Origin of the sequence: Campylobacter showae CC57C, assembly GCF_000344295.2 — a bacterium.
In the GTDB taxonomy this organism is placed as follows: Bacteria; Campylobacterota; Campylobacteria; order Campylobacterales; family Campylobacteraceae; genus Campylobacter_A; species Campylobacter_A showae_B.
The window spans coordinates 1-6,546 of record NZ_AOTD01000075.1 but is presented as its reverse complement, the minus strand read 5'-3'; the positions used below and the strand labels follow the sequence as shown (position 1 = coordinate 6,546).

9 protein-coding genes and 1 pseudogene are annotated in these 6,546 nt (G+C 42.5%); 6 read left to right on the top strand and 4 right to left on the bottom strand.

Going from position 1 to position 6,546, the window contains the following annotated elements:
* The 3 genes from H740_RS03080 to H740_RS11865 form a co-directional block, all read left to right on the top strand.
* Positions 1-339: hypothetical protein (locus H740_RS03080; protein WP_002951228.1), on the top strand; the 339-nt coding region annotated here is incomplete at its 5' end.
* Positions 340-357: 18 nt separating this feature from the next.
* On the top strand, positions 358-1,167 hold the full coding sequence (locus H740_RS11870) for an AAA family ATPase (protein WP_197273055.1): 810 nt from the start codon (positions 358-360) through the stop codon (positions 1,165-1,167).
* Positions 1,164-1,976 carry an OLD family protein gene (locus H740_RS11865; protein ID WP_197273054.1) on the top strand — a complete coding sequence of 271 codons (813 nt, stop codon included), beginning with the start codon at positions 1,164-1,166 and terminating at the stop codon, positions 1,974-1,976. The genes H740_RS11870 and H740_RS11865 overlap by 4 nt, the downstream gene beginning before the upstream one ends.
* Before the next feature lie 39 nt (positions 1,977-2,015).
* Here H740_RS11865 and H740_RS03070 read toward each other — a convergent pair whose 3' ends face one another.
* Positions 2,016-3,230 carry a saccharopine dehydrogenase family protein gene (locus H740_RS03070; RefSeq protein ID WP_002951226.1) on the bottom strand — a complete coding sequence of 405 codons (1,215 nt, stop codon included), beginning with the start codon at positions 3,228-3,230 and terminating at the stop codon, positions 2,016-2,018.
* Positions 3,231-3,322: 92 nt separating this feature from the next.
* On the opposite strand from H740_RS03070, the gene H740_RS12075 reads away from it, so the two are divergent.
* The 3 genes and pseudogenes from H740_RS12075 to H740_RS12070 all read left to right on the top strand — a co-directional run bounded on the left by H740_RS12075 (position 3,323) and on the right by H740_RS12070 (position 4,077).
* Complete coding sequence (locus H740_RS12075) at positions 3,323-3,823, top strand: tetratricopeptide repeat protein (protein ID WP_002951224.1); 501 nt, start codon at positions 3,323-3,325, stop codon at positions 3,821-3,823.
* Between the two features lie 2 nt (positions 3,824-3,825).
* Positions 3,826-3,927, top strand: a pseudogene (locus H740_RS12490) (tetratricopeptide repeat protein); the annotation flags it as partial.
* Entirely contained in the window at positions 3,907-4,077 is a 171-nt protein-coding gene (locus H740_RS12070; protein WP_331456428.1) for a hypothetical protein, read from the top strand. The pseudogene H740_RS12490 and the gene H740_RS12070, both read left to right, overlap by 21 nt.
* A gap of 32 nt (positions 4,078-4,109) precedes the next feature.
* Here H740_RS12070 and H740_RS03060 read toward each other — a convergent pair whose 3' ends face one another.
* The 3 genes from H740_RS03060 to H740_RS03050 form a co-directional block, all read right to left on the bottom strand.
* Positions 4,110-5,396 carry a BaiN/RdsA family NAD(P)/FAD-dependent oxidoreductase gene (locus tag H740_RS03060; RefSeq protein ID WP_002951221.1) on the bottom strand — a complete coding sequence of 429 codons (1,287 nt, stop codon included), beginning with the start codon at positions 5,394-5,396 and terminating at the stop codon, positions 4,110-4,112.
* Between the two features lie 41 nt (positions 5,397-5,437).
* Positions 5,438-5,932 carry a heme utilization cystosolic carrier protein HutX gene (hutX, locus tag H740_RS03055; RefSeq protein WP_002951219.1) on the bottom strand — a complete coding sequence of 165 codons (495 nt, stop codon included), beginning with the start codon at positions 5,930-5,932 and terminating at the stop codon, positions 5,438-5,440.
* A 165-nt stretch (positions 5,933-6,097) separates the two neighbouring features.
* A partial coding sequence (locus H740_RS03050; RefSeq protein ID WP_002951218.1) for an MFS transporter occupies positions 6,098-6,546 on the bottom strand: 449 nt, incomplete at its 5' end.

Here is a 6,546-nt window from a genome sequence, read left to right as displayed (position 1 = left end):
ATGGTCGTTGCCGTGATCTGCGCCGTTTTTTGCGTGAAAAAGATATTTCAAGTTAGCTTTTTAAGCGTCGATGACGACGGATTTTTAGTGCAAAAGGGCGGCAAAAACGCTAAATTTTACTTTAAAGATATCGAAGAGATCGGCGTTCGCATGGTAGACGCCAAACGCAAAATCGACGTTTTAAACGTGAGATTTAAAAGGGGCAGGCTAGACCGCGACGCAGCTGATGGCCTCATGCAGCCTATCGGCGACGACGATGCCGTGATATACGATAAATACGAGCTTTCAAAGCATGAAGTTTTTAAAATTTTAAAGCAGAAATTTGAGAAGCGTAATTAAAAATAATGAGGTTTAACAATGAAGGTATCTAAAGTGCGTATACAAGAATTTAAACGTTTTAAGGATTTAACTATTGATTTAGGAGATAGCCCAAAGAAAATTATTGCTCTTGTCGGCCCAAATGGTTGTGGTAAAAGTAGTGTATTGGACGCTTTTATTGCATTAGGCCCATCTTTGGGTGCACATATAGGAACAGATCCATTCGGTAGCGTTAAGGATAATTTTTTTAGATCAAATAATAAAAATTTCTATGAACTAATTGATATAGATTTTGTTGTAGATGGTATTGTTTGTAGAAAGAATGAACTGTATAATATAGAAAAATATAAAAATAGTCTAAATAGTCTATTTTCGTTTAGAAGCCCTTATAGATACAATAATGATTTAAATATTAAAGAAATTAGAGCAGTCAACCCAATAGAGGAAAATAGATATGGTGCTAGCTATTCCGTTAGCATTGATGAAAAAATAGAAGAAAACTATAGGAGACTGCTTGCATATTTTAATTCATATAGAGATGATAATGATTTAAAGCCGTCTGAAGCCAGAAAACATGTTATAGACCGACTAAATAATTCAATTAAAAACTGTTTAGATTTAGAAATAGTTAGTATGGGAGAAGTTGAAGGTGGCAATGGCACTTTATTTTTCAAAAAGCCTGATTCTGATGTAAAATTTTCTTTCAATAGTTTATCTTCTGGCGAAAAAGAAGTAGTTGATATACTTTTAGATTTATTTTTGAGAAAAGAAAAATATAAAGGCTCTATTTATTTAATAGACGAGCCGGAGCTTCATATAAATACATGTGTATACAAAGAAATCTTATGAAAGAGATAAATAATCTAATCGATGATGAAGGTCAAATTTGGATAACAACGCACAGTATAGGTTTTTTAAGGGCCTTACAAACGGATTTTATAGGCAATAGTCAAATCATTAAATTTCATAAAGATATTAATCTATCCGATAAAATAGAACTAAAACCTATTGATAAAAACTATAATGAATGGAAAGAAATTTTTGAAACTGCCTTAGACGATTTAACAGGCTTAATTGCACCCAAAAGAATAATTTATTGCGAAGGGAGAGCAGAATTAAAAGATAGCTATGAAAAAGGATTGGATGCAAAGGTATTAAATAATATTTTCAATAAAAAATATCCAGATACTTTATTTGTATCAAGTGGTGGAAATACTGAGCTAGACTATAGAAGTAGAATAGCGATAGCCATACTGGGAAAAGTATTTAAGGACTTGGAAATTTGGGTATTTAAAGATAGGGATATAGCTTCAGGCGGCAATGTGAGTGAATTTGATAGGCAAGAATACCTTGATGGTCAAGAAAACAGCTTTAGAGTTATGAAAAGATGGGAAATAGAAAATTATTTATTTGATAAAGAGATTTTAAAGGCTTATTGCGACAAAAAGGGGTGCCAATTTGATGAGAGTAGGTATGATGCTGTAGTAACAGATGTAGTAAATAACAATGTGAAGGATAAGGGTGGAGAAATTAAAAAGTGTTGTGGCATAACGACGCCTATTAATATTGAAATCTTCAAAGAAAATTTATCAAATTTTATTTTACCAGACACTTTGGTTTACAAAGAGCTTGAAGACTGCATATTTAATAGAAAATAAAAGATGGTAAAGAATTTTACCATCTTGTTAGAATGTTTCTTACTTTACTTCATACCTCTCGCCGGGTTTCATCTCGATCATCTCCCACGGCAAGCCCTGCTTATTTAGCTCGTCCATGAAAGGCTTGGCGTCGAAATTTTCCATATTAAAGACGCCTTTGCCGCTCCAAATGCCCTTTGCCACCATCATCGAGCCGATCATCGCCGGCACGCCCGTCGTGTAGCTAACGGCCTGCGCGCCCGTCTCGGCGTAGCAAGCCTCATGATCGCAGACGTTGTAGATATAGACCTGGCGCTCTTTGCCGTCTTTTAAGCCACGTATCACGCAGCCTATGTTTGTTTTGCCCTTCGTGCGCGGACCGAGGCTCGCAGGATCAGGCAGCAAGGTCTTTAAAAATTGAATCGGAATTATTTTTACGCCGTTATGCTCGACCTCGTCGATGCGTAGCATACCGACGTTTTCTAGGCATTTCATGTGGGTTAGGTAGCTCTGTCCGAATGTCATGAAAAAGCGGATTCGCTTCAGCCCTTTGATGTTTTTTACTAAGCTTTCCAGCTCCTCGTGGTAGAGTAGGTAGCTATCTTTGACGCCGACTTTCGGGTAGTCCCATTTGAACATTATCTCCATCGGCTCGGTCTCTTTCCACTCGCCGCGCTCCCAGTAGCGGCCCTTTGCGCTCACTTCGCGTAGGTTGATTTCTGGGTTGAAATTCGTCGCGAACGGGTAGCCGTGATCGCCTGCGTTACAGTCTAGGATGTCAATCTCATGGATCTCGTCAAAGAGATTTTGCTGCGCGTAGGCGCAAAATACGTTCGTTACGCCCGGATCAAAGCCGCTTCCCAGCAGCGCCATCGTGTTTGCGGCTTTAAACTCGCTGTCCTTCGCCCACTGCAGCTTGTATTCAAATTTCGCGGTGTCTGGGTGCTCATAGTTTGCGGTGTCGATGTATGGTATGCCGGCGCGAGAGCACGCGTCCATGAGTGTTAGGTCCTGGTACGGCAGTGCTACGTTTAGCAGTAGCTCGGCACCCGTTTTTTTGATTAAATTTACGACCGCGTCGGTGTCATCCGCATCGATCTGTGCAGTATCGATAGCGACGCCTAGGCGGTCTTTGATAAATTTAGCGATAGTGTCGCACTTGCTTTTGGTGCGGCTTGCAAGGGTGATTTTTGTAAAAACGTCCGCGTTCATCGCGCATTTTACGGTCGCGACTTGGCTCACGCCGCCCGCGCCTATGATTAAGATATTTGACATTTTGGCTCCTTTAAATTTTCTCGATTTTACCCAAAGCTTATATAAAATTTGCTTTTAGTCGTTACAATAGCGCGAAATTTTAAAGGAAAATTATGCGTAAAATTTTAATTTTTCTGCTTCCGATTTGGCTGTTTGGGATGAGCTGCGAAGAGGCGATGCAGCACAGCATAGATGAGTTTATAAAGCCTGATCGCGATGCTGCGGCTACGGCGATAGCGGGCGAAAAAGCCGCCCAAATTTGCCTGGCTCAGTGTGGCGAAGAGCACGAAAACACTATAATGGCGCTAAATAACGCAGGTGCGTTTTTTATGCAAGAAAACGAGCCACAAAAGGCGCTCGCAGCCTACGAACGGTCGCTAAAAATTTTACAAAAAGGTCTGGGCAAAGAGCACAAAGCGCTAGCAAAGCCCTATCACGGCGTAGCTAGCGCACAGTCAGCACTTGGGCGATACGATGAGGCGATAGCAAATTTCGGCTCGGCGATCAGATGCTATGAGCTTGGCGGCGATCAGATGCGAAAAGATCTGATGGGCTCTACACCGGGCTTGGCGATACGCTCTATAAAACTGGAGATTTTAACGGCGCATACGTAAAACACGCTGCTGCGTTTAGAATTTACGAAGAGGTTTTTGGCACAGATGGCGTAATTTTGCTGCGCGCGAAGTACTATGCGCTGATGGCGGGCGATCTGGCGGGACTCGGCAATAAAAAAGAAGCGCTGCAAAACTACGAAAAAGCTCTTAAAATCGCAAATAAAGTTTTAGAAAAAGGCGATGAGAAGCAGGCAAAACGCCTAAAAACAGAAGTGGAAGCAAAGATAAAAGAATTGGGTTTCGAAGCGGGCTAAATTTACGCCTCAAATTTGACTAAGTTGCGGCATTATTCGGCGTTTAGTCGCTTTGCCAAATTTGCCGCGCAGGCAAACGCAAAATGCAGATTGTACCCGCCGAGCATCCCCGTCACGTTTAAAACCTCGCCGATAAAGTAAAGCCCGCGAGTATCTTTGTGGCAGCAGTTTGCGTCTAGCGCGTCCGTGTCTACGCCGCCTTTAGTTACTTCGGCTCGCTCGAAGCCAAACGTACCCGCAGGCGCAAATTCGTAAGCAAATAGCCGAGAGATTTTCGCCGCTTCATCCGCTTTGTACTCGCCGTAAGGTTTGTCGCTAAGCCCCGCCGCGCGCAAAAACTCGAGCGTAAATCGCCTAGGTAGCGGCAGGACGGTGCTGAGCTGTTTTTTGCTTTTTTGCGCGGTTTCGATGTTAAAATTCGGGCAAAAATTTATCGCGATCAAGCCCTTTTGCCAAAAAAGCGAAGCGTTTAGCACGGCCGGTCCGCTTATGCCTTTGTGAGTAAAAAGTATGTCGCCTGCAAATTTGCGCGGCATATTTGACTCGCGATTTGCGGCATTTTTGTTTGCGCATGCTACGCTAATCTCGGCAGGAAAGCAAACCCCGCTTAGGTTTTTAAACCAAAACTCGTCTTTTTGCACGGTAAATCCGACAAGTGCCGGAGCTGGCGTGGTGACGCTGGTGCCAAAGCTCTGCGCTATTTCGTAGCCAATCCCGCTAGCCCCCAGTTTTTTGTAGCTTAGTCCGCCGCTAGCTACGACGAGATTTCTAGCGTAAAATTTATCTCCGTTTTCGGCGAGCACTTCAAAAAGTTCAGTCTGTTCAGACTTGAAATCTTGCAAATTTTTGCTATCAAATTTTGCTTCTTTTGCAAGAGAAGCATCCAAAATTTCTCCGTTTTCATCAGCCAAAATTTTTCTAGCGCCCTTTACGCAAACGCCGCAAAATATTTGCGCTCCGCTTTGTCTAGCGCGCTTTAAAAGCACGCCCAAAACGTCCTTTGCGCCGCTTTCGCAGAAAAATTGGTTTTGCTTTTGCTCGTTAAATTTTAGCTCGCCAAAAAATTTTAAAACGTCTTTGAAATCGAGATTTTTCAGGATATTTGTGACAAAATTTGCGTCGCCGAGGTAGTTTGACGTGTCGATACGGCGGTTTGTGACGTTACACCTGCCTCCGCCGCTAGCTAGGATTTTCTTGCCGGGAGTTGCGTTTTTTTCGGGTACGGCGACGCTTTTAACCCGCAAATTCGCCGCCAAAAATAGCCCTGCCGCACCCGCTCCGATTATCAAAACGTCGTAAATTTTGCAAATTTTAGCCATCATAAACCCTCAAAATTTACGCGCGGCAAAGCTAGCTAAAATCAAAGGCTGTTTTTTAGCGCTAGGAATTTTTGCTCTTGCGCTTCATCTAGTTTCATTTTTTCGTTGCGATTTACGAAAAGCTTAAAGATCACGTTGTGATCCGCGTCGTAAAAGTGCAGGCTGTGTCCGAGAAATCCCATAAATTTAGTGCTCACAAAGCCGATGCTGGCGATTGATTCTCCTTTTAGGTGGCCGCCCAAAAAGCCGCTTTTATCGGTGAAATTTAAAAATCCTCTCGCTTTTTTAGGCATAGGTACGCTCACTTTGATCTCGATGATAAATTCAGGCGTATTTTTGATAAAAAGCATCTCGCCCCAAGTGCTGACTTCTTCAAAAATTTTCATCAAATTTTCTGCGCCGACTTCCTTAAATTCGTCATCGCCGCGGTATTGCAGGATTTCGTATTCGCGTACGTTTAGCTGTTTGGCTGCATCGTAAACGGACATCTTTTTGTCCTGGAAAAGCTCGTCGATTTGTTTTTTTAGATTGCTCATTTTTGTCCTTTTTTGAAATTAGATTTTGATAATAGTATTTAAAAATAGCTAAAAATCGGCTAAATTTACATGACAGGCGTCGTTACGTTATTAAACGGCGCGCGAGCTGAAGTTTTAGCGTTTTGAGAGGGGCGGACTCGGTAAATTTGCCGTCCGCAAAGTCCGCTACACGCCTAAAATTTGCTTTATTTCCGCCTCGTTTGTTAGCTTGGAGTTGTATTTTACGACGAGATTTTGCGCGTTTTTGTAGCACTCCACGATGCCTTTTTGCTTTTCGATCTCGGCTAGATCGGCATCCGTGCTTGACGGCAGATAGATATTTTTAAAGATATTTGGATTATCTAGCCATTTTAGCGCGATCAGCCACACGACGCAAAGCACCGTCACGACGGCGGAAAGCGCGCTAAGGCCATAAAATTTAAGTAAAGTACCGCCGCCTATGCCGCCGATAAAGCTTCCCATGTAACCAAAAGCGTTAAAGATACCCAAAACCGCGCCTTTTTGGCTTACTTTACTAAATTTGGACGCCATTGATTGCAAGATCGGCTCGTGCAGGTTAAAGCCGATAAAAAATATAATCACACCTGCGTAAAATAGCGGCTTGTGTCCGAGTG

Coding starts and splice junctions, on each gene's coding strand:
- H740_RS03070 (WP_002951226.1), bottom strand. CDS start 3,230: ATGTCAAATATCTTAATCATAGGCGCGGGCGGCGTGAGCCAAGTCGCG.
- H740_RS11870 (WP_197273055.1), top strand. CDS start 358: ATGAAGGTATCTAAAGTGCGTATACAAGAATTTAAACGTTTTAAGGAT.
- H740_RS03060 (WP_002951221.1), bottom strand. CDS start 5,396: ATGGCTAAAATTTGCAAAATTTACGACGTTTTGATAATCGGAGCGGGT.
- H740_RS11865 (WP_197273054.1), top strand. CDS start 1,164: ATGAAAGAGATAAATAATCTAATCGATGATGAAGGTCAAATTTGGATA.
- hutX (WP_002951219.1), bottom strand. CDS start 5,932: ATGAGCAATCTAAAAAAACAAATCGACGAGCTTTTCCAGGACAAAAAG.
- H740_RS12070 (WP_331456428.1), top strand. CDS start 3,907: ATGGCGGGCGATCTGGCGGGACTCGGCAATAAAAAAGAAGCGCTGCAA.
- H740_RS12075 (WP_002951224.1), top strand. CDS start 3,323: ATGCGTAAAATTTTAATTTTTCTGCTTCCGATTTGGCTGTTTGGGATG.